Source organism: Martelella sp. FLE1502 (genome assembly GCF_053484255.1).
Map to the genome: position 1 here is coordinate 1 of NZ_JBAKFQ010000017.1, position 25,885 is coordinate 25,885.

At 59.3% G+C, this 25,885-nt stretch carries 22 protein-coding genes and 1 tRNA gene; 12 read left to right on the plus strand and 11 right to left on the minus strand.

All coding sequences use genetic code 11. The annotated features are described in order from the left end of the window. The first annotated feature begins 298 nt into the window (after positions 1 to 298). On the plus strand, positions 299 to 1,432 hold the full coding sequence (gene recF, locus V6767_RS14805) for a DNA replication/repair protein RecF (protein ID WP_448474180.1): 1,134 nt from the start codon (positions 299 to 301) through the stop codon (positions 1,430 to 1,432). On the opposite strand, the gene V6767_RS14810 is transcribed toward recF, so the two are convergent. After that, positions 1,426 to 1,629, minus strand: a complete 204-nt coding sequence (locus V6767_RS14810) for a SlyX family protein (protein WP_448474181.1) — start codon at positions 1,627 to 1,629, stop codon at positions 1,426 to 1,428. The two genes, recF and V6767_RS14810, sit on opposite strands and share 7 nt — an antisense overlap. Positions 1,630 to 1,695: 66 nt before the next feature. On the opposite strand from V6767_RS14810, the gene V6767_RS14815 reads away from it, so the two are divergent. Beyond that, on the plus strand, positions 1,696 to 2,463 hold the full coding sequence (locus tag V6767_RS14815; protein WP_448474182.1) for a molybdopterin-synthase adenylyltransferase MoeB: 768 nt from the start codon (positions 1,696 to 1,698) through the stop codon (positions 2,461 to 2,463). 9 nt (positions 2,464 to 2,472) lie between these two features. On the opposite strand, the gene V6767_RS14820 is transcribed toward V6767_RS14815, so the two are convergent. Both V6767_RS14820 and V6767_RS14825 read right to left on the minus strand, forming a co-directional pair. Further along, a complete protein-coding gene (locus V6767_RS14820; protein ID WP_448474183.1) occupies positions 2,473 to 3,366 on the minus strand; it encodes an MBL fold metallo-hydrolase in 894 nt (297 codons plus the stop codon). Positions 3,367 to 3,502: 136 nt separating this feature from the next. After that, positions 3,503 to 5,278 (minus strand): sugar phosphorylase, encoded by a 1,776-nt coding sequence (locus V6767_RS14825; protein WP_448474184.1) that lies wholly within the window; start codon positions 5,276 to 5,278, stop codon positions 3,503 to 3,505. 448 nt (positions 5,279 to 5,726) lie between these two features. Between V6767_RS14825 and V6767_RS14830 the strand changes: the two genes are divergently transcribed. From V6767_RS14830 to V6767_RS14870, 9 genes are all read left to right on the plus strand, one after another. Continuing rightward, on the plus strand, positions 5,727 to 6,059 hold the full coding sequence (locus V6767_RS14830; RefSeq protein ID WP_230719226.1) for an ArsR/SmtB family transcription factor: 333 nt from the start codon (positions 5,727 to 5,729) through the stop codon (positions 6,057 to 6,059). 146 nt (positions 6,060 to 6,205) lie between these two features. Further along, positions 6,206 to 6,281 (plus strand) — tRNA-Phe (locus V6767_RS14835). A 367-nt stretch (positions 6,282 to 6,648) separates the two neighbouring features. Further along, positions 6,649 to 8,331, plus strand: coding sequence for an OFA family MFS transporter (locus V6767_RS14840; protein WP_448474185.1), 1,683 nt, complete (start codon positions 6,649 to 6,651; stop codon positions 8,329 to 8,331). A gap of 110 nt (positions 8,332 to 8,441) precedes the next feature. After that, the gene (locus V6767_RS14845) at positions 8,442 to 9,323 is read left to right on the plus strand and encodes a LysR family transcriptional regulator (RefSeq protein ID WP_448474186.1); all 882 of its coding nucleotides are present in this window, start codon (positions 8,442 to 8,444) and stop codon (positions 9,321 to 9,323) included. A gap of 117 nt (positions 9,324 to 9,440) precedes the next feature. Further along, entirely contained in the window at positions 9,441 to 9,920 is a 480-nt protein-coding gene (locus tag V6767_RS14850; protein ID WP_448474263.1) for a formate dehydrogenase subunit gamma, read from the plus strand. Then, positions 9,917 to 11,488 (plus strand): formate dehydrogenase beta subunit, encoded by a 1,572-nt coding sequence (locus V6767_RS14855; RefSeq protein ID WP_448474187.1) that lies wholly within the window; start codon positions 9,917 to 9,919, stop codon positions 11,486 to 11,488. The genes V6767_RS14850 and V6767_RS14855 overlap by 4 nt, the downstream gene beginning before the upstream one ends. 4 nt (positions 11,489 to 11,492) lie before the next feature. After that, positions 11,493 to 14,366 carry a formate dehydrogenase subunit alpha gene (fdhF, locus tag V6767_RS14860; protein ID WP_448474188.1) on the plus strand — a complete coding sequence of 958 codons (2,874 nt, stop codon included), beginning with the start codon at positions 11,493 to 11,495 and terminating at the stop codon, positions 14,364 to 14,366. A 42-nt stretch (positions 14,367 to 14,408) separates the two neighbouring features. Further along, positions 14,409 to 14,633, plus strand: coding sequence for a formate dehydrogenase subunit delta (locus V6767_RS14865; protein ID WP_448474189.1), 225 nt, complete (start codon positions 14,409 to 14,411; stop codon positions 14,631 to 14,633). A gap of 194 nt (positions 14,634 to 14,827) precedes the next feature. Next, complete coding sequence (locus tag V6767_RS14870; RefSeq protein ID WP_448474190.1) at positions 14,828 to 15,388, plus strand: type 1 glutamine amidotransferase domain-containing protein; 561 nt, start codon at positions 14,828 to 14,830, stop codon at positions 15,386 to 15,388. Positions 15,389 to 15,477: 89 nt separating this feature from the next. Here V6767_RS14870 and rfbA read toward each other — a convergent pair whose 3' ends face one another. From rfbA to V6767_RS14910, 8 genes are all read right to left on the minus strand, one after another. Then, on the minus strand, positions 15,478 to 16,368 hold the full coding sequence (rfbA, locus tag V6767_RS14875) for a glucose-1-phosphate thymidylyltransferase RfbA (RefSeq protein WP_448474191.1): 891 nt from the start codon (positions 16,366 to 16,368) through the stop codon (positions 15,478 to 15,480). Further along, on the minus strand, positions 16,365 to 17,213 hold the full coding sequence (gene rfbD, locus V6767_RS14880) for a dTDP-4-dehydrorhamnose reductase (protein WP_448474192.1): 849 nt from the start codon (positions 17,211 to 17,213) through the stop codon (positions 16,365 to 16,367). The genes rfbA and rfbD overlap by 4 nt, the downstream gene beginning before the upstream one ends. Continuing rightward, positions 17,210 to 18,253 carry a dTDP-glucose 4,6-dehydratase gene (gene rfbB, locus V6767_RS14885; protein WP_448474193.1) on the minus strand — a complete coding sequence of 348 codons (1,044 nt, stop codon included), beginning with the start codon at positions 18,251 to 18,253 and terminating at the stop codon, positions 17,210 to 17,212. Before rfbB ends, rfbD begins: the two co-directional genes overlap by 4 nt. 9 nt (positions 18,254 to 18,262) lie before the next feature. Further along, positions 18,263 to 18,820: a dTDP-4-dehydrorhamnose 3,5-epimerase gene (gene rfbC, locus V6767_RS14890; RefSeq protein WP_448474194.1), complete on the minus strand. Its 558-nt coding sequence runs from the start codon at positions 18,818 to 18,820 to the stop codon at positions 18,263 to 18,265. A gap of 38 nt (positions 18,821 to 18,858) precedes the next feature. Then, positions 18,859 to 19,938, minus strand: a complete 1,080-nt coding sequence (locus V6767_RS14895) for an acyltransferase family protein (protein WP_448474195.1) — start codon at positions 19,936 to 19,938, stop codon at positions 18,859 to 18,861. Between the two features lie 3 nt (positions 19,939 to 19,941). After that, positions 19,942 to 21,798, minus strand: coding sequence for a methyltransferase domain-containing protein (locus tag V6767_RS14900; RefSeq protein ID WP_448474196.1), 1,857 nt, complete (start codon positions 21,796 to 21,798; stop codon positions 19,942 to 19,944). Further along, the gene (locus V6767_RS14905; protein ID WP_448474197.1) at positions 21,795 to 22,676 is read right to left on the minus strand and encodes a glycosyltransferase; all 882 of its coding nucleotides are present in this window, start codon (positions 22,674 to 22,676) and stop codon (positions 21,795 to 21,797) included. The genes V6767_RS14900 and V6767_RS14905 overlap by 4 nt, the downstream gene beginning before the upstream one ends. Before the next feature lie 94 nt (positions 22,677 to 22,770). Continuing rightward, positions 22,771 to 23,844: an NAD-dependent epimerase/dehydratase family protein gene (locus tag V6767_RS14910; RefSeq protein WP_448474198.1), complete on the minus strand. Its 1,074-nt coding sequence runs from the start codon at positions 23,842 to 23,844 to the stop codon at positions 22,771 to 22,773. A 226-nt stretch (positions 23,845 to 24,070) separates the two neighbouring features. On the opposite strand from V6767_RS14910, the gene V6767_RS14915 reads away from it, so the two are divergent. Continuing rightward, positions 24,071 to 25,849, plus strand: coding sequence for a DUF4422 domain-containing protein (locus V6767_RS14915; RefSeq protein ID WP_448474199.1), 1,779 nt, complete (start codon positions 24,071 to 24,073; stop codon positions 25,847 to 25,849). Positions 25,850 to 25,885: the final 36 nt, after the last annotated feature.

Genomic DNA, 25,885 nt, shown 5'->3' on the forward strand with positions numbered 1-25,885 from the left:
AATAACTGTCAGGCATCTCTCCGAACACCTGTAAGGGATGTCTCCGGGCTTTACACTTGACCCGAGGATCCAGGTCGCCCAGCAAAGTCTCGTTATAGATCTTTACAAATTCAGCGGCTTGAACCGCCTGGATGCTCGGATCAAGTCCGAGCATGACTCAAGAAGGAAGGGCGGGTGTCGCGCTACCATATTAAACCAAGTGGAAGAGCCGCTGGCAGTGCAATATCATCGCCGGCCTTTCACCCCGTCCGCTTTTGCCGCATAAGAAGCGGACTGATTTGAACCGAACACCGGTGCCATGCTGCCCTCGATCTTCCTCACCGCGCTGAAGCTCACGGATTTCCGCAATTATGAAAAGGCGGCGCTTTCCTTTGATGGGCGGCATGTGGTGCTGACGGGGGATAATGGCTCGGGCAAGACCAATCTGATGGAGGCTGTTTCGTTTCTCTCGCCGGGCCGTGGTTTGAGGCGGGCGGCCTACGGGCAGGTGACGCGCAAGGAGGCGGTGGCCGGGTTCACCGTGTTTGCCGAACTGGAAGGCATGGAGGGGTCGGTCTCGATCGGCACCGGCACGGATGGCGTCGAGGGGGCGGGCCGCAAGGTGCGCATCAACGGCACGCCAGCGGCGACCGGCGACGAGCTTCTCGACCATGCCCGGGTGATCTGGCTGACACCAGCGATGGACGGGCTATTCACCGGCGCGGCCGCCGACCGCCGCCGCTTCGTCGACCGCATGGTTCTGTCGATCGATCCCAGCCATGGCCGCCGGGTTGCCGATTTCGAGCGCGCCATGCGCTCGCGCAACCGGCTGCTGTCCGAACGGCGCATGGAGCCGGCCTGGCTTTCCGGACTGGAGGAGCAGATGGCGGGTCTCGGCGTGGCGATGGCGCTGGCGCGGCGCGAACTGGTCACGCTGCTTGCCGCGCTGATCGAAGAGACGACGGGCGGCTCGCCCTTCCCTGCCCCCGAGATCGCGCTTTCCGGCTTCTTCGCCGATCACGCCGAAGCGCCGGCCATCGACCTCGAGGACCGCTACCGCGCGCTGCTGGAGGAGGAGCGTTTCCGCGATGCCGGCGCGGGACGCACGCTCGACGGCCCGCACCGCAGCGATCTGGAGGTGCGCCACGCCGCAAAGGCGATGGAGGCGGCGCTCTGCTCCACCGGCGAGCAGAAGGCGCTACTGATCGGCCTCGTGCTGGCCCATGCCAAGCTCACCCGCCGCATTAGTAGCCATCCGCCGATCATGCTGTTCGATGAGGTCGCCGCCCATCTCGATGCCGGCAGGCGCGCGGCCCTGTTCGAGCGGATCGACGATATCGGCGGCCAGGCCTTCATGACCGGCACCGACAGGACGCTGTTTGACGCGCTTGGCGAACGCGGCCAGTTCTTCAACGTCGCCGCCGGCAGCATCGCCGAGGAAAAGTCTCAATAGTGCGGCGGCTTGGTGATTGCCGGGCGTTCGCCGGCGGTCTCTTCCAGCGTCAGGAACCGGTCGGTCAACACCTCGAACTGCTTCTTCAGCCGGTCGATTTCCTTCCACTGGGCGGCAAGCTGTTCCGACAATTCGTCGATGGTTTTCGCCTGGTAGGCGACGGTTTCTTCCAGTTTAAGAATACGGTCGTCACGCATGGGGTTTTCCATCACGTTTGCGGGTTCTTGGCTATCCGTTCCTGCCGCGCCTGATATAGTGAAATGATGAGCGACATTGAACCCTTTTCCGCCGAAGAAATAGAGCGTTACGCCCGCCACATCGTGCTGCCGGAAATCGGCGGCCCGGGCCAGCAGGCGCTCAAACGCGCCCGCGTGCTGGTGATCGGCGCGGGCGGGCTCGGCGCGCCGGTGCTTGCCTATCTGGCGGCTGCCGGCGTCGGCACGCTCGGCATCGCCGATGATGACGGCGTCAGCCTTTCCAACCTGCAGCGGCAGGTTATCCACGACACCGGCACGATCGGCCAAAGCAAGACAGAAAGCGCCGCCCGCGCAATCGCCCGCCTCAACCCGCATGTCATCTGCCGGCGCTATGACGAGCGGCTTGAGGACGGCAATATCGACGCCGTGCTGAAGGGCTTCGATCTTCTGATCGACGGTTCCGACAATTTCGACACGCGCTATCGCGCCGCCGATGCGGCGGAGCGGGCGGAAATCCCGCTGGTGACCGGCGCCGTCGGCCGCTTCGACGGCTCGCTGACGGTGCTGAAGCCTTATGAAACAGGCAAGGACGGGACGCTAAACCCGCGATACCGCGACCTCTATCCGACAAAGCCCCCGGCAGGCCTCGTGCCGTCCTGCGCCGAGGCCGGCGTGATCGGCCCCGTTACCGGCGTGATCGGCACGCTGATGGCTATGGAGGCGGTAAAGCTGATCACCGGCGCGGGCGAACCGCTGATCGGCCGGCTTCTGCTCTATGACGGGCTCGGCGCGCGTTTCGAGACGATCTACTACGCGCGCAAACCGGCGCGGTAAGCGGCAATATCAAAGGGCGTTGATCGGCAGTTTCAGCATCGGCCGGCCATCCTGGTCCTTCGGGATTTCGCCGGCGCGCATGTTGACCTGCAGCGAGGGCAGGATCAGCCGGGGCATGGAGAGCGTGGCGTCGCGCGCCTCGCGCATCTTTACGAACTCGTCCTCGCTGATGCCGTCTCTGAGATGGATGTTGTGTTCGCGCTCCGAACCGACCGTGGTTTCCCAAGCGATATCGCGGCCATTCGGCCCGTAGTCATGACAGATGAACAGCCGCGTTTCCGGCGGCAACGCAAGAACGCGCTTGATGGAGCGGTAGAGCGTGCGGGCATCGCCGCCAGGGAAATCGGCGCGCGCCGACCCGCCATCCGGCATGAACAGCGTATCGCCGACGAAGGCGGCATCGCCGATCACATGGGTCATGCAGGCCGGCGTATGGCCGGGCGTGTGCATGACATGGGCGGTCATCGTGCCGATCTGATAGCTGTCGCCATCGCCAAACAGCCGGTCGAACTGGGAGCCGTCGCGCTGGAACGCGGTGCCCTCGTTGAAAATCTTGCCGAACGTATCCTGAACGATGGTGATGTTCTCGCCAATGCCGAGCTTGCCGCCGAGCTGCTCCTGAATGTAGGGCGCGCCGGAAAGATGGTCGGCGTGAACATGGGTCTCGATGATCCATTCCAGCCGCCAGCCATGGCTGCGGATAAACTCGATCAGCCGGTCCGCACTTTCAAAGCTGATGCGGCCGGCGGCCTGGTCGAAATCCATGACGCTGTCGATGACCGCGCAGGCATCGGAGGCCGGGTCCTTCACGATATAGGAGATCGTGTTGGTCGCGGGGTCGAAAAAACCATGGACCTCGGGCTTCAGCGCCGGGTCCGGCGTGAAAGGAAGGGGCATGTTCATGACGTCTCCTCCTATTGGAATTATTTTCCAAAAGAGATGTCATTTGTAGAAGTCGAATTCAAGACGCAGAATTGTCGCACACTGCCCTGTCACGGGAAGGTGTCGCGAAAACCGGACTTCGTGCTCGCCCTGCGCGCTATGCCCGGTTCGATATCCAGCGGCACTGATAGGGCGCAAAGGAGATCTTGTTGCCTCCGGCGGTGATCTGCTCGCCGGTAATCAGGTCCGTCCAGTTCTCGCCGCCGATCAGGTTGAGCGACATGGCCGGAATCTCCAGCGCCTCGTCGGTGACATTGTTGATCGCGAACACGCTCTGCGAGCGGTCGACGCTCTGGCGCCAGAAGCCGAACAGCTTTTCGCCGAGATGAAGCGTGAACTGCGTCGCGTTCGGGTGAAAAGCCTGCTGTCTTGTGCGGATGCCGATCAGCCGGCACATTTCGTTGAACACCCTGGCATGCTGCGTTGTCTCGTCGCCAAGGGCTTGCTGCAGCTTGTCGTAGTTCCAGCGGTGGCGGTTGATCGCGCGGTTGTGGCCGGATTTCTCGACGCCCTCGGCATCGTTGCTGGTCGCCAGCAGCGAATGGATATAAAAGGCCGGTATGCCCTCCAGCGCCATCGCGATCGTCTGGCTGCAGAGGAAGCGGGCGATATTGTGCTCGTCCTCGCCCCTCACCGTGCCCTTCAGCGCGTCGAACAGCGACACATTCATCTCATAGGGCCGCATCGAGCCATCGGAAAGCTGCCGCATCGATACCCGACCGCCAAACTGCTGGATGGTCTCGACCATGCCGGTGATCGCCTCTTCCGACAGCAGGCTTTCGGCCGGGCGAAGCCCAATGCCGTCATGCGAGGCGGTGAAGTTGAAATAGGCGCAGCCCATCTGCGCCGGCGGCATCGCCATCTGCCAGGCATTCAGAAACTGCGAGGTGCCGTTCAAAAGTGCATGCACGATCAGCGGCGGCAGCGAGAAATTGTAGATCATGTGCGCTTCGTTGCGATTGCCGAAATAGCTGAGGTTTTCGACATTCGGCACATTGGTCTCGGTGATGAGAACGACGCTTTCCTCGCTGAAATCAGCAAGCACGCGCATCAGCCGGATGATCTCGTGGGTCTGCGGCAAATGAATGCAGGAGGTGCCGACCTCCTTCCACATGAAGGCGCAGGCATCCAGCCTGATCGTGCGCACGCCGCGATTGATGTGGAAGCGCATGATGCGCAGGAATTCCAGCAGCACTTCCGGATTGGAGAAGTCGAAATCCACCTGGTCGTGGCTGAAGGTGCACCAGACATATTTGTCGCCATCGGCTGTCTCGACCTTGCGCAGCAGCGGATGGGCGCGCGGGCGCACGACGTCGGAAAGATCGTCCTCCGGCGAGGCGGTGAAGAAGAAATCCTTATAGGGCGCGTGACCCATGCGGAACTCGTTGAACCAGGCGCTCTGGCTGGAACAATGGTTCAGCACCAAATCCGACATCAGACGGAACTCGCGGCTGATGCGTTCGATATCCTCCCAGCCGCCCAGCCCGCTGTCGACCACCCGGTAATCGGTGATCGCGAAACCATCGTCCGATGTATAGGGGAAATAGGGCAGGATGTGCACGCCCTTGATCACGCCCTTCAGATTCTCGGTCAGAAAATCCTGCAACAGCGAAAGCGGCTTGTGCTCGCCATCGATGATCGAGTTGCCGTAGGTGATGACATAGGTGTTGTCCGCGCTCCACATATTGTTGCCGGCGGTGCGGCCGCGTTTGCGCGGCACAACGCCGTCGCTCCAGAAGGCCTCAAGCACCTGCCGCGTCAGCGCGCGGGAATCATGATCCGGATAGATATTCTCAAGATGGAGCCTGATGCTTTCCCGCAACCGGCGGGTGATAACCATAGGCTTTGGCGGCGTCTCGGAAACTGTCGTCATTCTTACCTGCTTTCCCCTTGGGACCAAGGTTATCACGTCGCATCCGATTGGCAATTGTGAATTGCACCGCAATATGAACGTCCCCATTTGTTGCGCCGCAGCAGAAGCAATCGTTAGCGGTTCGGGGATGCGCAGCCGGATCTTCTCCGTGGTCAGGTTGCATTCGCCCGCGCTGAACAAATCGCCGGTGCGTTTTCGTTTTGATGCCCCCATGAGACATTCAGGTGCGGGAGAGCCACGCGCCGCGCCTGAATTCCCGGACAATAAAAAATACAGTTGACAGCGCTAACAATCGAACACAAAACACCCGCCAATAGAAGCGCTAAAAAATCCGCTTCCAACTGGATTTTTACCAGGTATCCGCTAAATTAGAAGTTCGGAAAGAAAACCAAATAAAGTAAAATCATTACCTAAATTAGATTTTACTTAAAAAATATGGGTCAACATCATGAATCATAACGGCGTCGTCATTCGCCTCAACCGGTCGACGGAAGCAGACGCAAAGCTTCACGGCGCGGCTGAACTCCTGTCGGCACTCGCCTTCGACCATCGGCTTGCCATAGCAAGAGCGCTCCAGTCCGGCTCCAGAACGCTGATTGAACTCAGCCACGCCACCGGCCTGGCTTTCAAGCCGCTGATCTCGACGATCGCGAAGCTTCTGCAGTCCGGCTTGATCGTCATGCGGCGGCAGAATAATGAAACGGTCTACGAACTCGGCAACCCGCGGCTGGGAGAGGTCGTGCGCCTGGCAGATCGCATCGTCGGGCGAAATCCGAACTGAGAGGGCCGGCCAGTTCCGGCGCGCCGCTTTCGCCTGTTAAAATTCTTGGAAATTCCGCTTTTTGCCGCTGGACTTGAAAAAACAAGATGCTATAAACGCGCTCACTCAGGGGCGCCTGCCGCCCTCTCCTCGCCCTCCGGGCGATGGCCCAGATAGCTCAGTTGGTAGAGCAGCGGATTGAAAATCCGCGTGTCCGTGGTTCGAATCCGCGTCTGGGCACCATTTCTCTAAACCTACTTTTCATATAGCTGCGCTCCGGCTTCCTGATGCAGGCGGCTGAGATATTTATAAAATTCAATTTTATTATCGATAAAAATATTTTTGAGATAAATCTCAAAGTATATATAATAATTAAATTTCACTAATAAAATATAAATTTGAGAAAATCATTATTTTATTTAATTGAAACAGGATGGGCGTAGAATACCCTCCCTCCGAGCTGCGTTCGATCGCGGGCGTTGCGATTCTGTGCTCCAGCCTGCGATGCGTTACTGCGTCATCAGCTCAGGAACTAACGAAGCTGCGCCAGATAGACCTATCGATTGGGCAAGCGGGCGCGGCGAATTGCGTTCTTGGGAGGGAACGACACATGTTTGATAAGCTGAAGAAAGAACACATCGTCGCGAAAGACGGTTTCAACCGCTGGAAGGTTCCGCCGGCATCGATCGCGATTCATCTGTGCATCGGCTCCGTCTATGCCTGGAGCATTTTCAACCCGCCGCTGGTCAAGCAGTTCGGCGTGGTTGCGCCGGCGCCGGGCGACTGGAGCCTGTCCTCCGTCGTCTGGATTTTCTCCGTGGCGATCGTGTTTCTCGGGCTGTCGGCCGCTTTCGCGGGCAAATGGCTGGAGGAAGTCGGCCCGCGCATGGTCGGCGTTGTCGCCGCGTTCTGCTGGGGCGGCGGGCTGATCATCGGCGGACTTGGCATCATGACCCACCAGCTCTGGCTGCTTTATCTCGGTTATGGCGCCATTGGCGGCTGCGGGCTCGGGCTTGGCTATGTCTCGCCGGTCTCGACCCTGATCCGATGGTTTCCCGACCGGCGCGGCATGGCGACCGGCCTTGCAATCATGGGCTTCGGCGGCGGGGCGATGATCGCCACGCCGATCCAGGAATTCCTTCTGGGGCTCTATTACAAGGCGCCGCAGCTTCTCGGGCCCCAGGACGCCGTCAACATCGTCATCGAGGGCGGCAAGCGCATGGCCGAAGTCAATGGCCAGCTTGTCGAAGTGGTGGTGGCCACCGCCCGGCAGGCGGCCGAGGCGCCCATCGCCATTGATCCCGGCGTCTACGTCGTGGGCACCGGCAATACCGGCGCCGAAGGAACGTTCTTCACGCTCGGCATCGTCTATTTTGTTGTCATCATGATTGCCGCCTTCTCCTATCGCGTCCCGCAGGAGGGCTGGAAACCGGAAGGCTGGACGCCGCCGACGGCGGATGCCGCATCGCGCAAGATGATCACCCAGAGCCACGTTCACATCGATCAGGCGCTCAAGACGCCGCAATTCTATCTGTTGTGGATCATTCTCTGCTTCAACGTGACGGCCGGCATCGGCGTGATCGGCGTCGCCAAGACGATGATGACGGAGATTTTCGGTACCACGCTGCCGCTGATCGTCAATTCCGCCTTCGCCGCGACCTATGTGTTCATGATCTCCGTGTTCAACATGCTCGGCCGGTTCTTCTGGGCCTCGATGTCGGATTATATCGGCCGCAAGAACACCTATTACTGCTTCTTCGTGCTCGGCACGATCCTCTACCTGTCGATCCCATTTGCCGCGCATCAGGTCAGCATCAACCCGGCAGTGTTGTGGCTGGTGATGTTCTATGCCGCAACGATGATCATCTTCACCATGTATGGCGGCGGTTTCGCCACCATCCCGGCCTATCTGGCGGATATTTTCGGCACCAAGTTCGTCGGCGGCATCCACGGCCGGCTGCTGACGGCGTGGAGCACGGCGGGGGTCCTCGGCCCGCTGGCAATCACCGGCCTGCGCAACATGTCGCTGAACAACGCGCTCCACGATCTGGCGTCGAAGGTCGACCCGGCGGCGTTTGCCGAGAAATTCGGTGCCGGTATCGATCAGCTCGACCAGTTGATCGCCGCCAAGACGGTGACCATCGCGCAACTGATGGAGATCGCGCCGGCGGGCACCGTCGACCCGACGCCGAGCCTCTACAACACGACCATGTACGCCATGGCCGGCTTGCTGGTCATCGCGCTGATTGCCAATTTTCTGGTGAGGCCGGTGCATGAAAAGCACCATATGTGACGGCGCAAGCGACCGGTGAACAAACTGGCCCCGGCGGTGGCGCAATCGCCGCCGCCTTGGCAAAGTGCATAAAGCGTGCCCTATGCGTGTTTGCCCCGAATGGAAGATGCATGATCGAGAAACTGGAAATGTTCATAACTTTGGCGCGTGAGCGGCATTTCGGGCGCGCGGCGGAAGCCTGCGGGGTTTCGCAGCCGGCGCTTTCGGCATCGATCAAACAGCTTGAGGAGCAGTTGGGCGTTCTCCTGGTGCTACGCGGCTCGCGCTATCAGGGGCTGACGCCCGAAGGCCAGCGGGTGCTGGAATGGGCGCGGCGGCTGGTGGCCGACGCGCGCACCATGCAGCAGGAACTGAAGGCCGTTCGCGAGGGCTTGAGCGGTCATTTGAGGGTTGCGGCCATCCCCACCGCGCTTTCCTATGTCCCGACGCTGACGGCGCCGTTTGTCGCGAGCAATCCCGGCGTCACGGTCTCGGTGCTGTCGCGTTCCTCCGCCGAAATCCTGTCACTTCTGGAAAATCTCGAGATCGACGTCGGCATCACCTATCTCGAGAACGAACCGGTGGGGAAGGTCACGCAGATCCCGCTCTACCGCGAGACCTATTGCCTCGTGACCCATGCCGAAACCGATCTCGGCGAGGCCAGGCGGATCACATGGAACGACGTCAGCCGCCTGCCGCTCTGTCTTCTGACAAAGGACATGCAGAACCGGCGCATACTCGACGGCATCCTCACGCAGGTTTCCGCCGATGTCGCGCCGACGCTGGAATCGGATTCGATCGTCACGCTGTTTGCCCATGTGCAGACCGGGCTGTGGTCGACCATCATGCCCGAGAGCCTGGCGACGAGCCTTGCAAACGAGACCCTGAAGACCATACCGATCATCGATCCCGTGGCCGGGTCCGAGGTCGGCCTCGTTGCCACGCATCGCGAGCCCTATGCGCCCTTGATCTCGGCCTTTCTGCGGCAGGTGCGGCATCTGGCCGAGGCATGAAACATGAGTGTTGCAGTCATCTATAAGTGAATGCCATCGGCCGACGGAACTGCCGCATTGATTGTCCGTCCAAAAATATGACATTTTTGAGATCAGTCGTAGAGGCGGAGGAGCATGATGGATCTGGGTTTCGAGCGGGAGGCGGTTGCCGCACGCACAACCGCGATTGTCGAAGACCATCTGCAGCGCGAAGCGCCGCTGCTGCCGGTCCTGCACGATGTTCAGCGCGAATTTGGCCATATCCCGGAAGCCGCATTGCGGCTTATCGCGGAGATGCTGAACCTCAGCCGCGCCGAAGTGCATGGCGTGATGAGCTTCTATCACGATTTTCGCCGCGAACCGGCCGGCCGTCACGTCTTGAAAATTTGTCGCGCCGAAGCCTGCCAGTCCATGGGCGGGGAAGCGCTGGCCGATGGTCTGCGCTTGGCCCTCGGCCTTGACTGGCACGAAACGACCGCGGATGGCAGGCTGACGCTTGAACCTGTCTACTGTCTCGGGCTCTGTTCCTGCGCGCCGGCGGCGATGCTGGATGACGCGCTTTACGGCCGGCTTGACGAAGCGACGCTGAAGGATGTCGTTGCGGAGGCCGGACAATGAAACCCGTAATCTTTATCCCTTGCGATGCCGCAGCCCTCGCCGTTGGCGCCGACAGGGTGGCGTCGGCGATTTCCGAAATGCTTGTCGCGCGCGGGCTGGAGGCCGAAATCGTGCGCAATGGCTCGCGCGGCCTGCACTGGCTGGAGCCGATGGTGGAGGTGCGCACCGACCATGGCCGCGTTGCCTATGGCCCGGTGAAGGCGCCGGATGTCGAAAGCCTGTTCGATGCGGGCTTTCTCGATGGCGCGGCGCATTCGCTTTTCCTTGGCGAGACGCGGGAACTGCCGTTCCTGAAGCGGCAGACGCGACTGACCTTTGCCCGCTGCGGCGTTACGGATCCGCTGTCGGTCGCCGACTATCGCCATTACAAGGGGCTGCGCGGTCTGGAAAACGCGATCGCGATGGAAAGCGCGGATATCGTCCAGACTGTCACCGACAGCGGCCTGCGCGGGCGCGGCGGCGCGGGTTTTCCCACCGGCATCAAATGGGACACGGTGCGCAAGGCGGCAGGCCCGCAGAAATACATCGTCTGCAATGCCGATGAGGGCGACAGCGGCACATTTGCCGACCGAATGATCATGGAAGGCGATCCCTTCGTTCTGATCGAGGGTATGGCGATTGCGGGCATCGCGACCGGCGCCACCAAGGGCTATATCTACACCCGTTCCGAATATCCGCATGCGATTGAGACCATGCGGAAGGCGATCGAGATCGCGCGCCGGGAGGGCATTCTGGGGCCATCGGTGCTCGGCTCCGGTCATGTTTTCGATATGGAAATACGCGTCGGCGCGGGGGCCTATGTCTGCGGCGAGGAAACCTCCATGCTCAACAGCCTGGAGGGCAAGCGCGGCGTGGTGCGCGCCAAGCCGCCGCTGCCGGCGCTTGAAGGTCTGTTCGGCTGTCCGACCGTGGTCAACAACGTGCTGTCGCTGGCCTCCATCCCGCTGATTCTGGACCGCGGCGCGGACTATTACCGCGACTTCGGCATCGGCAAGTCGCGGGGCACCATGCCGATTCAGCTTGCCGGCAATATCAAACATGGCGGGCTGTTCGAGACCGCCTTCGGCATCACGCTGAATGAGCTGATCTACGATATCGGCGGCGGCACGGCAAGCGGCCGGCCGGTGAAGGCCGTGCAGGTGGGCGGTCCGCTCGGCGCTTATTTCCCGACGAGCCATTTCGATATTCCCTTCGACTATGAAGCCTTCACCGCCAATAACGGGCTGATCGGCCATGCCGGCATCGTCGTCTTTGACGATACGGCCGACATGATGAAGCAGGCGCGTTTCGCCTTCGAATTCTGCGCGGCGGAAAGCTGCGGCAAATGCACGCCCTGTCGCATCGGCGCGGTGCGCGGCGCGGAGGTGATCGACAAGATCGCCGCCGGCGCCGGAGTGACGGAGCAGAAGGCGCTACTGGACGACCTCTGCAACACGATGCGGCTAGGTTCGCTCTGCGCGCTGGGCGGCTTCACGCCCTATCCGGTTTCAAGCGCGCTCACCCATTTCCCTGAGGATTTCGGACCGCGTCCTCAGTCGCGTCCCCAACCGGCAGAAGCAGCGGAGTAGTGACATGTCCCTGATCAAGGAAATCGATTACGGCACCCCGGCTTCGAAATCGGAAGCGACGGTCACGCTCACGATTGACGGCTTCAAGGTCACCGTTCCGGAAGGCACATCGGTGATGCGGGCGGCCATGGAAACCGGGATCGCCATCCCCAAGCTGTGCTCGACAGACATGGTCGACGCCTTCGGCTCCTGCCGGCTGTGTCTGGTGGAAATCGAGGGACGGCGCGGCACGCCGGCCTCCTGCACCACGCCGGTTGCCGATGGCATGGTGGTTTCGACCCAGACCGACCAGTTGAAGACGCTACGTCGCGGCGTGATGGAACTCTACATCTCGGACCATCCGCTCGATTGCCTCACCTGCGCGGCCAATGGCGATTGCGAATTGCAGGATATGGCCGGCGCCGTGGGCCTGCGCGATGTGCGCTACGGCTATGACGGCGGCAACCATGTGAAGACGCGCGACGGCGTTGGCGAGGTGAACGCCCGCTATTTGCCGAAGGACGAGAGCAACCCCTATTTCACCTACGACCCGTCGAAATGCATCGTCTGCTCGCGCTGCGTGCGCGCCTGCGAGGAAGTGCAGGGCACATTCGCGTTGACGATCGAGGGACGCGGTTTCGAATCCCGCGTGTCGCCCGGCAGCTTCGGCGATGATTTCCTCGGCTCCGAATGCGTGTCCTGCGGCGCCTGCGTACAGGCCTGCCCGACGGCGACGCTTCAGGAAAAGTCGATCATCGATATCGGCCAGCCGGAACATTCCGTCGTCACCACCTGCGCCTATTGCGGCGTTGGCTGCTCGTTCAAGGCGGAAATGCGCGGCGAGGAACTGGTGCGCATGGTGCCCTACAAGGATGGCAAGGCCAATCACGGCCACTCCTGCGTCAAGGGCCGTTTCGCCTATGGCTACGCCAGCCACAAGGACCGTGCCCTGAACCCGATGATCCGGGAGAACATCACCGACCCCTGGCGCGAGGTCTCTTGGGAGGAGGCGCTCGGCTTTGCGGCGTCCCGGCTGCGCCGTCTCCAAGCGAATTACGGGCAGGATTCGATCGGCGTCATCACCTCGTCGCGCTGCACCAATGAAGAGACCTATCTGGTGCAGAAACTCGCCCGCGCCGTTTTCGGCAACAACAATACCGATACCTGCGCCCGCGTCTGCCATTCGCCGACCGGCTACGGCCTCGGCCAGACCTTCGGCACCTCGGCGGGAACGCAGGATTTCGACAGTGTTGAAGACGTTGATGTCGCGCTCGTCATCGGCGCCAATCCGACCGACGGGCATCCGGTGTTTGCCTCGCGGCTGAAAAAGCGTCTGCGGCAGGGCGCGAAGCTCATCGTCATCGATCCGCGCCGCATCGATTTGGTCCGGACGCCGCATGTGGCGGCAAGCCATCATCTGGCGCTGCGCCCCGGCACCAACGTCGCCGTCGTCACCGCCCTTGCGCATGTGATCGTCACTGAAAAGCTTTACGACGAGGCCTTTATCCGCGAACGCTGCGACTGGGATGAGTTTCAGGATTACGCGGCCTTCGCCGCCGAGCTTGCCAACAGCCCGGAAACCGTCGAGGCGCTGACGGGTATTCCGCCCGCAACCGTTCGAGAAGCGGCCCGGCTTTATGCGAAGGGCGGCCATGCGGCGATCTATTACGGCCTTGGCGTGACCGAACATTCGCAGGGCTCGACCACCGTCATCGGCCTTGCCAATCTTGCGATGATGACCGGCAATATCGGTCGCCGTGGCGTCGGCGTGAACCCGCTGCGCGGCCAGAACAACGTTCAGGGCTCCTGCGACATGGGCTCCTTCCCGCACGAACTGCCGGGTTACCGCCACGTCAACAATGCCGATGTCCGCGATATCTTTGAAAAGGCCTGGGGCGTGCCGATCTCGGATGAGCCGGGCCTACGCATTCCCAACATGCTAGATGCCGCCGTCGATGGCACGTTCAAGGGACTTTACTGCCAGGGCGAGGATATTCTGCAGTCCGACCCCGACACCAAGCATGTGTCCGCCGGACTGGCGGCGATGGAATGCGTCATCGTCCACGACATCTTCCTGAACGAGACGGCGAATTACGCCCATGTCTTCCTGCCCGGCTCGACCTTCCTGGAAAAGGACGGCACCTTCACAAATGCCGAGCGGCGCATCAACCGGGTGCGCAAGGTGATGTCGCCGAAGGCCGGCTATGCCGACTGGGAGGTGACGCAACTGCTCGCAAACGCGATGGGCGGCAACTGGTCCTATACGCACCCGTCCGAGATCATGGCGGAGATCGCCGCGACCACGCCGAGCTTTGCCAATGTCACCTATGAACTCTTGGACAAGAAAGGCTCGGTCCAGTGGCCCTGCAATGACAAGACGCCGGACGGCACCCCGATCATGCATATCGACGGCTTCGTGCGCGGCAAGGGCCGCTTCATCCGCACCGATTACGTGGCGACCGACGAGAAGACCGGACCGCGCTTCCCGCTGCTTCTGACCACGGGCCGCATTCTCAGCCAGTATAATGTCGGCGCGCAGACCCGGCGGACGGACAATGTCGTCTGGCACGAGGAAGACGTACTCGAAATCCATCCGCATGATGCGGAGCTTCGCGGCATCAAGAACGGCGACTGGGTGAAGCTGCAGAGCCGATCCGGCGAAACCAGCCTGAGGGCGAAGATCACCGACCGGATGTCGCCGGGCGTCGTCTATACAACTTTCCACCACCCGGCCACCCAGGCCAATGTCATCACCACGGATTTCTCCGACTGGGCGACGAACTGCCCGGAATACAAGGTGACGGCGGTTCAGGTCTCGCCCTCCAACGGCCCGACCGACTGGCAGGAAGAGTATGAAAGCTTTTCGAGACAGGCCCGGCGGGTCGAGGCGGCAGAGTAGATCTGTCGCCCGCCGGTACCCCCTTTGGCTAAGGACAAATAAATGGCACCTGAAAAGCTCACCCATATGGCAAACCAGATCGCCGCCTTCTTCCGCACCCGCCCGCATGACGAGGCGGTGGCCGGCGTGGCCGACCACATCAGCAAGTTCTGGGAACCGCGCATGCGCGCCCAGCTTTTCGAGATGCTGGAACAGCCCGGCAGCGGATTTGACCCGCTGGTGGTGGAGGCCGGAAACAGCATTCGGCCGGTGGCGAAGCGGGGCTGAGCGTTTGCGGCCATCAGGCGGGTGCCAGGCAACTCCGCGATTTGCACGCCGCCTTGTGCATTCGACCAAAAGCATCCGGGAACTTCGGGTGAACTGTTTCCCGAAAATTTGGAACGTCCTCGAACCTGCGGCGTTTTGTGAGCAGAAGGCGGCCTGCGGAAGGCCCTGCCACAACGATAAGTCAGGAGGACACCATGCCTGGTATCACCCAATCCAAGATTCTTATTCTTGCTACCAACGGCTATGAACGCTCCGAGCTGCGCGTGCCGCTCGATAGTCTGAAGCAGAAGGGCGCAGCCGTGACGATTGCCTCCCTCAAGAAAGGCCCGATCAAGAGCTGGGACGAGAAGGACTGGGGCGACAGCGTCGATGCCGATCTGACGGTCGATGACGTCAATGTCGAAGACTATGATGCCATCGTGCTGCCCGGCGGCCAGATCAACCCGGATGTACTGCGCACCAGTGAAAAGGCCGTCGCCATCGTCAAGGAATTCGTCAGCTCCGGCCGGATCGTCGCGGCGATCTGCCACGGTCCGTGGATGCTGGTCGAGGCCGATGTGCTGAAGGGCCGCGAGGCGACCTCCTATCCGTCGATCCGCACCGATATGAAGAATGCCGGCGCCAACTGGGTCGACCGCGAGGTGGTGACCGACAACGGCATCATCACCTCCCGCAACCCCAACGACCTGCCGGCCTTCGTGGACAAGATCGTCGAGGAGGTCGAAGAGGGCCGCCATCCGCGCAAGGCGGCCTGAGGACAGTTCCTTCGATCACGGACATTGCCTATAACGTAAGTGCCCCGGGCCCAGGCCCGGGTTCTTTTTTCGCTCAAGGTAAGCGCGGATCAGCCGAGCTGGTGCTCAGCTGTCAGCAACTCGAACAGATATCGTCCGTAATCGGTCTTGCGGAAGATTTCGGCGTGCTGGCGCAGCACTTCCGCATCGATCCAGCCATTGCGGTAGGCGATCTCTTCGGGACATCCGGACTGCATGCCCTGCCGCACCGAAAGCGTGCGCACGAAATTGCCGGCGTCGAGCAGGCTTGAATGCGTGCCGGTGTCGAGCCAGGCATAGCCCCGCCCCATCCGTTCCACCGCAAGCTTGCCCTCGTGCAGATAGCTTTCCAGCAGCGTGACGATCTCCAGTTCGCCGCGCGGCGATGGCTTGACCGCGCGGGCGCGTTCCGGGGCCTCGCCATCAAGAAAATAAAGCCCCGTCACGGCATAATGCGATGGCGGCACTTCCGGCTTCTCGATGATCTGACTTGCGTTGCCGTCCCTGTCAAAGGCGACCACGCCGTAGCGCTCCGGATCGGCGACATGATAGCCGAACACCGTGCCGCCGGATGTCTTGGCATCGGCCGCGGCCAGCAACTCCGGCAGGCCGTGGCCGAAGAAGATATTGTCACCGAGCGTCATCGCCGATGGCGCGCCATCGAGGAACTCCTCCGCCAGGATATAGGCCTGCGCAAGCCCGTCCGGCGAGGGCTGGGTAATGAAGGTGAGGCTCAGACCCCACTGGCTGCCATCGCCCAGAAGCCGCTTGAACTGATCCTGATCGTCCGGCGTGGTGATGATCGCGATCTCGCGAATGCCCGTCAGCATCAGCACCGACAGCGGATAATAGATCATCGGCTTGTCATAGATCGGCATCAGCTGCTTCGAGACCGCCATCGTCAGCGGATAAAGCCGCGTGCCCGACCCGCCGGCCAGAATAATGCCCTTGCGTGGCTTCATGATAATGCCCCCAGTTCAGTCAGAACGTGCGCTAGATCCGTCCGCCAGTCCGGCCGCGCGAGGCCGAAGGCGGACAGCGTCGAACAATCGAGCCGAGAATTCAGCGGACGCGCGGCTGGCGTCGGATACTCCGATGTCGGAATATCGGTGACCGTGACCGCCCTGCCCGCCATTTCGAAGATGGCGCGGGCGAAATCGGCCCAGCTCGTATCCGGCACGCCGGAGAAATGATAGATGCCGGATTTCGCCGGGTCCCTGATCAGCTGCTCGGCCATCACCTTGCAGGCAAGCGCGATCGCGCGCGCCGAGGTCGGCCCGCCGATCTGGTCGGCGACGATGGTCAGGCTGTCGCGGCTTTCGGCGAGACGCAGCATCGTCTTGACGAAATTGCCGCCATGGGCGGAGAACACCCAGCTTGTGCGCAGGATCGCGAAAGGCCCGCCGGCGCGCGCCACAAGCTGTTCGCCGGCAAGCTTGGTGCGGCCATAGGCGCCGAGCGGCGCGGTCGGATCGTCCGGCGAAAACGGCTTGTCGCCCGTGCCGGCAAAAACGTAATCGGTCGAGATATGGACGAAGGGGATGCCGAGCCCGGCTGCAGCGCGCGCCATGGCGCCGGGCGCCGTGGCATTGACGTTCAGCGCCGTCTCCTCGTCGCTTTCGGCCTTGTCCACGGCTGTGTAGGCGGCGGCGTTGATGACGGCGGCAGGCCTATGCTCGGCAATTGCCGCGGCACAGGCGGCAGGGTTCGCCAGATCGGCCTGCTCTCGCGACAGAAACACCGCATCCGGCAGGATTCGCTTCAACTCGGTCGCGACCTGGCCGGATTGTCCGAAAACCAGGATCATGCCTTCACCCCGAGCCGTTCGCCGACGCCCTTGCGGCTTTGCAGCGCCCGCCACCATGCCTCATTGTCGAGATACCACTGAACCGTCTTCGCCAGCCCCTCCTCGACGCTGACGGAGGGACGCCAGCCGAGCTCCGCGCCGATACGCGCCGGATCGATCGCATAGCGCAGATCATGGCCCGGCCGGTCGGTGACGAAGGTGATGAGATCGGCATAGCTGCCGGCCTCCCGCGGCCGCTTCTCGTCCAGAATGGCACAGATGGTGCGCACCAGTTCCAGATTGGTGCGTTCGTTTTCACCGCCGACATTGTAGCTGCGGCCGACCTTGCCCTTGGTGATGACGGTCAAAAGCGCGTCGGCATGGTCTTCGACATAGAGCCAGTCGCGGATGTTCTCGCCCTTGCCATAAACCGGAATTTCCTTGCCGGCGAGCGCATTGAGGATCACCACCGGGATCAGCTTTTCGGGGAAGTGATAGGGCCCGTAATTGTTGGAGCAATTGGTCACCAGCACCGGCAGGCCATAGGTTTCGTGCCAGGCGCGCACCAGATGGTCCGACGCCGCCTTGGAAGAGGAATAGGGCGAACGCGGATCATAGGGTGTTTCTTCGGTGAACATACCCTCCGGCCCAAGCGAGCCGAACACCTCGTCGGTCGAGATATGGTGGAAGCGGAACCCTTCAGGCCGGCCGCGAGCGACCCAATAGGCGCGCGCCGCCTCCAGCATGTTGTAGGTGCCGTTGATATTGGTCTCGATGAAATCGCCCGGCCCGTCGATCGAGCGGTCGACATGGCTTTCGGCCGCAAGATGCATCACCGCGTCAGGCTGGTGTTTTGCGAAGACGCGGTCGAGCGCCGCGCGATCGCGGATGTCGGCCTGCTCGAAGGCGTAAAGCGGGCTGTCGGCCACGCTTGCGACATTTTCGAGACAGGCGGCATAGGTGAGCGCATCGAGATTGACGACGTCAAAGCCGCGCGCGACCGCGAGCCGCACCACGGCCGAACCGATAAAGCCTGCCCCGCCGGTGACGAGAAGTTTCATGAGTGGACCTCAGAATGTGAAGGGATTGTCGAAAGCCGTAAAGGACGGCGCATCGCGATCCTTTGCCGAAACGGTGAAATCGATATCCTTGAGCGGCCAGTCGATGCCGATGTCGGGGTCGTCGAAACGCACGCTGCCGTCGCATTCCGGCGCATAATAATCCGAGCACTTGTAGATGATCTCGGTATCGGGCTCGAGCGTCATGAAGCCGTGCAGAAACCCTTCCGGGATCAGCAGTTGCTGGCCGTTGTCGAAGGAAAGCTCGACGCCGAACCATTTGCCAAAGGTCGGAGAGCCCTTGCGCGCATCCACCGCCACATCAAAGAGCCGACCCCGCCCGCACCGCACCAGCTTCGCCTGCGCATGCGGCGGCGCCTGGAAATGCAGCCCCCGCACCGTGCCCACCGTCTTGGAAAGCGAATGATTGTCCTGCACGAAATCGATATCGACGCCGTGGGACTCAAGCGCCTTGCGGTTCCAGCTCTCGGAGAAGAACCCCCGCTCGTCGCCGAACCGGCGGGGAGTGATGAGCAGCAGCCCTGGAATATCGAGTTTCTGAATGTCCATGGCCGGTTGCCTCTCGTTCCATAAATTGCTGCCTCGAACTACACCACGATATTGGACGCGGCAAGAGGCTCAGGCTTGCGCGACTTTCGCGGCTTTAACTTAAGCGCAGGGCTTTCGACGTAATGCCAAGACAGCCAGCCCAATGGAATGACTACAGTTACCGAGAGTAGAAAATTGATTCCGGGCCTTCCCGCCAAATCCAGATACTGACAGAATATCTGCTGCACGAGAAAGGCGTAAAGATAGACCCCATAGGAAATATCACCGAACCTATCTAGGCCTCTGAAAACAGGCGGAGAACTGAACCCGAAGGCTAGCACGGAATAAGGCAAGACAATCAGAAGTAGAATCTCGGCGCTGACCCGGCCTTGCACAGCCAATGGCGCTATCAGCAAAATAGCTAACGCAACTTGGAGATTGAGAAATCGTCTGCCGTCCCAAACTCTGTAGGCGGCACCCGCAAGAAAATATGGCGCGAGCTCAAGCGCATTAATAAGATTTGTGCCGTAAATTACGACCGGAGAAATTTTATAAATAAAAAATAGAACACTGAAAAAGGTAACAATCACCAAAGAAAGCAATACAATATATTTACCAATTCTACCTTTAAATAAAAAGGGAACAAGAATGTACATTAGAAATTCCACCGGCAGCGTCCATAGGGAGCCATTGACCGCGACAGGATATGGATTTCCGTCAAAAACACCAGGAAGATTATACCGTGGATAAAGAAAAACATTGCTAAAATAATTGTATAACGACCTCGAATTGAAGTAGTCAACAAAACTTAAATTTGTGATTATCGGCCCTACTACAAAAGCCGTTATCAAAATCAGGACCACCAACCCCGGAATAATACGCAGCACTCGCTTTGTGAAATACCTGATGAGCGAGCGATCCCTCATCCAGCTTTCAGTTATAAGGTAGCCGCTAATCACAAAAAAGATTTTCAGCGCGATCGTATGTACGGCGTTCCCCAAGAAACCTGGCGCTACGGAACCTGTAAGCGGATAGGAGTGGCCAAAGATGACCAGCACCGCAGCGAACATGCGCAACGCAGCAAAATTGTCCTGATGCCGCGCCATCGGCTGGGCAGCAAACCGCTTACCGACTGACATAAGCTACTTCCTGTTCCTTTTTCTAAAAATCGCTGTCTTGCGCCATGACCCGCTATTGCGCAGCTTCTTCTCTAAAAACGCCAACTGTTGTTCGGTCATGTCAAAGCATTTTCTAAATTTAGGGTCTTTCCTGCCCCGTAAGCGGGCCGGCAAGCGAAGGGGCTTCGTCAACCTCCAGCTCCAAGAGTTGAGAACCCCGGATATGCTCCTCAAAAGCGCAATTCGTCTCGCTTCCTCGTCCTGCAATGACGAGGCCTGTCGCGCCCCCATCAACTGGCGAATTCTACGGCTGGTCCCGGCAGGAAAGATCAGGGGAAGCTGATCGAACTTTCGCAGAATAACATCGTGGTTTCTAAGCCACTCGTCATGGTCGTGATCAGTCCGTGATGACTGATCAGCATCTGACCACCATCGGTAGATGCAAGTTATTTCCGGTGAACAGGCGACGCCTGCCACCAAGACGCAACGCACCAAGAAGTCCCAGTCCTCAGTTGTCGACAGGGTTTCATCAAAGTGAATGCCAATATCCTGGAATAGACTACGTGGAATCGCGAACGATACAGGCGGGGTTTCATTATAAGAAAGGTGCGAAAAAAGATCGAGCGCAGGCGGATATGGCTCAAAGCTTCCGATGGCTCTGATGCCGACACCAGCAGGGCGCGCCCTTGTTGTTGTTACAATCTGCTTAGCGGCGACACATCTCAGAACTGCACCCGGCTTCTCTTTTGCAAGCTTTCTGAAAGTTGCCGTCCAATTTGCGAGCGGCAGATCATCATCGTCAAGAATCGTAATATATTGCCCAGCGGCTTGAGAGAATGCCACATTGAGTGGACGCGTCCTGTTACCATCATCGACCAGTATGACGCGAGTTTTCTTACGTATCCATTCAACAGAATCGTCAAGGACCCGTTCAACAGCCTTCTGCGCTTCGACTTCCAGTTTGTGGCCAATCACGAGAAGCTCGAAATCGGTATCCTCCTGTGCCGTCAAAGAAAGGACCACCTCTTCGAGGCCTGTGATGCGCTTTCCTTGAGTACGCGTGACGATTGACAGGAACGGACGACGGGAATCCTCTCGGTTGTCAAGAGAAAACGGCTCAGGCGCGGACTGAGGTCCGGCCTGAACAAGTTGCACAAACTGATTTATGGATCCGGTGTCGTCTACGCCCTGCCTGACATAGCTGAGGATTTCGTTGAGCGTAGAGCCGGCGGAAACTGCCGGATGCCCTGCCGGATAAGCTTGATCGCTCCTAAAGCGTCGCACAGGCTTTCGTGCAACCGTCTGCAGGCCGGAATGCCGAAGAAACCGGTCCAAACCTCGTTGGTTGAAAAGACGGCAATGGGTATGATCCAAAAGGCCGTCTTCAGTATAGTCCCATTCTCCCATCGCCAGCTTGAAGCCGATGTCGCGGTGCGCCACATTCGGCACGCTGATAACCGCCGGGCAAGCGGACTTAGCAATCAAAGTACGAATAACATTGAGAACTTCCGTCCCGTTTGGCAGGTGTTCGAGTGTGTCCAACATGGTTAAGGAGCACAATCGGCGTCCGTTCAGCAGGCCCTCCAAATCTTGAAGCAGCCGACCCTCTGATCCGAAAAAAATCTTGTGAGTCTCAAAGCCTCGCGAAGCAAGCGACTCTAACCCACGGTCGTCCCCGTCTACCCCAACATAGGTCACATTGAAGCGCTCGGTTAGCGGTTCAGCGATGCGCCCAAACCCGCAACCAAGATCCAGATGCACTCCCTCGGAAGGGAGATCTGCCACGCGCTCCGCAAATTCGTCGAGCAAATCGAGGGCATGACCATAAACATTATCGGACTCGAAGGCGTGATCGTAGAGAGTGTTGCTATTAAAAATCATAGCGCATACCGATGTTTAGCGTACATGAAGCCTTCGAACGTCGCGATGCGATTAGACTTATCCCGAGGTTCAGGCAGTGCATTACTTTCCTGCTTTTTCCTGAAGTACTCGAACGCAGCCCTCTCGTGCTCTGGGCCGCTCTCGTATAAAGAAAGTAACTTGTTCAGCAGCTTTTGATTCGACCATTTATAAGCCATGAGCAGTGATGCCTGTGCCGAATAATAAATCTCCGCTGAGGACGGCTTCCACGCCCCGCTCTGCCCTAACCGCTTATCGTGAAATGCGATAGCATCTGGCAAAAAAATAACTTTCTTGCCCGCTTCCCGAACACGCCAAGAGTAATCCACGTCGTCACAGTAGAGGAAGAAAGTGTCTGAATCGAATCCTTGAAGCTCACGGAAGAAATCCGTGGGTGTAACAGCACAGGCTGTGGTTGCCCAAGATGTTTCGCCTGTACGGGGATCATAATCTTTCGGATGTTCGATAGGAAGCTGCTTAGCTTCGGTCATCCCTACAGAGCGAGATTCAAATGGAGCAATCATTCGCTGCAAAAGACGTGGGGAAACAACTACATCGGGATTCAGTATCATAAGGTAGTCAGACTCCGCGTGTTCGGCGAGATAGTTATGCCCCGCCGCAGAGCCAACATTCTTGTTGAAAAAGTGGTAATCGATCTCTATCGCGTCACCAAATCGCCGACGTAAGGAATCGAGATCGATATCCGAAATGCAGCGCTCAGAGGATGTGTCTCCCATAAAAAAACGCAGGCTTTTCAGCACGCCGTCCGTATGAGCTAACTCGAACCCTCGAGACAGACTCTCGAGGGTCCTCTCAATTTCTTTCAGACCCAGTCCGTATACAATTGATTGCACCTGCATTACTGCATCCCGGGTCGGACGGGAGCGCTCAGTTGAAATAGGCATGACAAGAATAACCTTTAGAAGTAGAGGAACGCATCAAAACCAACATAGGTTATATATGACGCTGGGTAACCAACCATTGCCCCACCCGGCGGCTGCCTTCCTCAAAATCAACGGAGGGAACAACGCCCAGAGAAACAAGCTCGGAGATATCGGCGCATGCGCTACGCACATCTCCGTCCCGAAACTTGCCGCAGATGACGGGTTCAGGCGCTCCATGCATTTCTGCAATGATGCGGGCTGCATCAAGGATGGATGTAGCTAACCCGGATCCAACGTCGATAGCTCCTCGATCATCTGCCGCTCCTCCCAGCGAGGCCAATATTGCCCGCACGACATCATCAATATGCACGAAATCGCGAACAATTTGACCATCTTCATATACCGGTATGGCTTGCTTTGAATGAGCAAGCTTATGAAAGATATTTATGATGCCTGTATATGAATTATGCGGCGACTGCCCTTCGCCATAAACGTTCTGGAGGCGCAGGATCGCAAGAGGTACGCCAAATGCTCCACACCAGGCTTTCAGAATATGCTCCTGGGTGAGTTTGGTTGCTCCGTAAATACTCGTCGGGTTCGCGGGAACAGTAGCGGCGTGATGCCTCAAAGCCTCTACTTGGCCTTGGTTAGGGCTAAGCGGATCCCACTTGCCCGCCGCAAGCTGCGCATGACTGCGCGGACTCGGCAGAAACGTCCGGCCGCTTTCCCGATCGCGCCAAACGCCCTCGCCATAGACGGCACGGCTTGACGCCAGGACGATCCTATCGGGCTTGCGCCCCCGCCTCGAAAATGCATCAAGCATTTCCGATGTGCCTAGAACATTCACTCTGGAATGGCGAACACTTTCGGTCAACGACTGTGCAGTCCCTGTCTCAGCGGCCAAATGAACAACAGTTTTTGGGTCGTATTCGTCCAGAAAGCTTTCCCAAGTATCGCGTTCGGTGACATCCCGCTTGAGCAATATGACGTCAGGATGCAAAAACTCGGAAGGGATTCCAGACGGATGAACTTGATCCAAGAAGCTGTCAAGGGCTACAACTGATTGCCGATCTTCAACAAGAAATTTACTTAACGCTGAACCGATAAAACCGGCTCCCCCAGTAACCAAGATGCATTCTTTCATTTACAAAGCCTTATATTTTTTGCAGATCGGGCCCATTGCAATTCCGGCCATCTCTAGCTCAGCTTAAGAGTTACCGCAACCAACTCGGAAGGTTTTTGGACGTTCGTTTTCCTAGCATATGAGCTTCGGCATATCTGGGTTATCCGGCTGGCTTCAAACGTCAAGAAAAATGGCAACTGATAAACCTCACTTACGAAGCAAGCGGCAAGCAAGGATGCGAATCCTCATGACCTCGAAAAACATCTTCATCTCCGTCGTCTATTTCAAAGCGGCGCCGTTGATCAAAACTGGTTATCTCAACCCGATCCAGGCCGGCCGCGCGCTGGGGCGGCATGCGTTTCCCGACGCGATCGGAGATGATACCGGCGTCAATATCTCGGAGAAGAACGTCAGCTGGAATGAACTGACGGCGCTTTACTGGATGCGGCACAATGTTGATGCCGAGGTCTACGGGATGATGCATTATCGCCGGCTGCTGGTGTTTGCCGAAAAGCCGCCGAAGCGCCTTGCCTTTTCCGAGGTCACGGCGCGCGAGATCGAGCGCTACGGCTGGAAGGACGATCTCATCGAGAAGGCCTGCGAGGGCGCAGATATCCTGACGCCGCAGATGCGCGATATCTATCTGCCGGGCCTAACCGAGGTGCCGATGTCGGCCGGCGCGTTCTATGCCCATCAGCATCACGCCAAGGACATGGAAATCGTCGAGGAGATCGTGAAGGCCCGTTTCCCGGCGATCTATCCGTTTCTGGTGCAGGTGCTGGCGGGACGCCGAGTGTTCTTCAACAGCATCACCGTGATGCGCAAACCGCTGTTTCAGGAGTATTGCGATTTCCTGTTCGAGACGCTGGAAACGGCGGAACAGCGGATCGATACCAGTGACTACGACCCCTACCAGAAGAGAATCTGGGGCTTCCTGTCGGAATATCTGACCAACGCCTATGTGCACTACGCCAAGGCGGTTCACGATGCCAGAGCGCGGGAACTGCCGCTGACCTGGGGCATGCGGCCCCGCCCGCCAGTGGCCCCCGAAGAGGTGCTTGAATCCGCACGGATGAAGCGAGACGCCGTCGTCGCGCGCGCGACGGATGAGGGAGACGACATCAATGTCGTGCTCTCCGTTGACGACCGCTACGCGCCCCACGCCGCCGTCACGATGCTCTCCGCCCTGAAGACAACTGAAACGCCCGGTCGGCTGCGTTTTTTCATCCTGAATGGCGGCAATATTTCCGAGGCGAGCCGGTCCAAGCTTGCCGAAACGGTCACGGCGGCCGGCGGCCGGCTCGAATTCATCGATATCGATGACCGCGACCTGCGGTTTCTTCCGCTCAACCGCGACTATGTCTCAATCGCCACCTATTACCGGCTGGTCATGCACCGCTACCTGCCGGAGGACGTGGACAAGGCCATCTATATCGACGCCGACACGATCGTCGTCGAACCGCTCGAAAACCTCTGGGATATCGATCTCGAAGGCCATCCCGTCGCCGGCGCGCCGGATGACGCCGGCTTCCACCAGGCGCGCCGGCTGCAGCTTTCGGCCGACCACCGCTATTTCAATGCCGGCGTGATGGTATTCGACATCGCCCGGTTCCGGGAGATGGATATCGCGGAAGACGTGCTTTCGGCCTTTCGCAAGAAGGGCCCCTATATCGTCTCGCAGGATCAGGACCTGCTGAACATCCTGTTCGAAAACGACACGAAAACCCTGCCGCTGTCGTGGAACGCCGGCACGCGCATCTATCGCGCCAATCCGCTGGAGCCCGCCTACAGCGAGGAGGAGGCCTATGAGGCGGCGCGGGCGCCCTCGATCGTGCATTTCACCGACGTCAAAAAGCCCTGGCACACCAAATGCACCCACCCTTTCACCGAGCTCTACTGGGATTACCGCAACCGCACGCCCTGGGCGGAGACCGCCGGCGAGGCCCGCAAGCGGCGGCTGATCCAGAAGGCCCGCCGGCTGCTCAGGGCGCGCGACCGGCGGTTCGAGCGCAGCATGACGTCATAGAGCATCGGGCGAAAAGTGGAATCCGGTTTTGATAAC